This window comes from Bacillus sp. 0909A, from assembly GCF_036765115.1.
GTDB lineage: Bacteria > Bacillota > Bacilli > Bacillales > Bacillaceae > Bacillus > Bacillus mojavensis.
Genome location: NZ_JBAIZU010000018.1, coordinates 1 through 1,301, shown reverse-complemented (window position 1 = coordinate 1,301; position 1,301 = coordinate 1). Strand labels below are relative to the sequence as shown.

At 53.7% G+C, this 1,301-nt stretch carries 1 protein-coding gene; it reads right to left on the bottom strand.

Going from position 1 to position 1,301, the window contains the following annotated elements; translation table 11 throughout:
- On the bottom strand, positions 1–1,301 hold a 1,301-nt coding region (locus tag V6D42_RS20245; protein WP_333514382.1), incomplete at both ends, for a condensation domain-containing protein.

Genomic DNA, 1,301 nt, shown 5'->3' with positions numbered 1-1,301 from the left:
GGGCAGCTCGCCTTCGAGCTGCTTCAGCCAGTACGCCTCCTGCGTCTTGTACGTGTCTCCTTTTTTAAAGGCCTCCTGCCATACGGCATAGTCTTTATATTGAATGTGAAGCGGCGGAAGCTCCTGATTGGCGTACAGCTTTCCGAATTCCCGAATGAGCGTATTCACTGAAACACCATCAGAAATAATGTGATGCATATCAACCAGTAATAGATGCCGTCCGTCTGATATCTTGACGATCCCCGCCCGAAACAGCGGAGCTTGGCTGAGATCAAACGGCTGGATAAACGCTGCCGCGGCTTCCTGTTCCGTTTGTCCGCCGAGCACAGAGGTGTGGAATGTAAACGGCACTTCTTCATGGATGCGCTGAACCGGCTCGCCGTCTGTGTCCGTTGTAAAGGACGTGCGCAGTGACTCGTGGCGTTTGATCAGTGCTTTAAATATCGCGTCTAATCTTTCCACATCCAAGTTTCCTTCAAGCTCCAAGGCCGCAGGCATATTGTAGCCTGTGCCTCCATTCTCCAGCTGCTGGAGCACATACATCCGCTTTTGGGCGGAGGAAACCGGATAGGACTCGCGTTTTTCTGCCGGCTTAATGGCTTCATACGGACTTTCCGTTCCTTCGCTGATGACAGAAGCCAAACCTTCTACCGTCGGATGGGCAAATACCTCCTTCAGCGGCACCTGGACGCCGAATTCCTTGGCGATCCGGGAGACAAGCGCGGTGGCTTTTAAGGAATGGCCGCCCCGGTCAAAAAAGTTGTCGTGAATGCCGACAGGGCCACTTTTTAGCACTTCCTCCCACAGCTGGGAAAGCTTCATCTCTGTCAGATTTCTCGGTGCCGAGTAGGTTTCCCGATCTGCCGCTCCGTCAGGAGCAGGCAGCGCTTTTCGGTCGAGCTTCCCGCTCGGGGTAACCGGCCATTGTTCCATCTCAATGATATGAGCAGGGATCATGTAGCCCGGCAGCAATGTCTCAAGTTGCTTGCGCACTTCATTTCTTCCGAGTCCTTCCGTATACGCACATAATTCCGCCTCGCCGCTTTCTGTACGAACAGTCACAGCCGCTTCCCGCACGCCTTCTATGCTTCTGAGCGCCGCTTCGATTTCTCCGGGCTCAATACGATAGCCGCGGATTTTCACCTGGTCATCCAGACGGCCGAGGAATTCCACTTGTCCGTCTGGCAGCCAGCGCGCCAAATCACCCGTTTTGTACATGCGTTCATCCGGATAAAATGGATCATCTAGAAAACGTTCTTCTGTTAATTCCGGGCGATTCAAGTAGCCTCTGGCGACGCCGG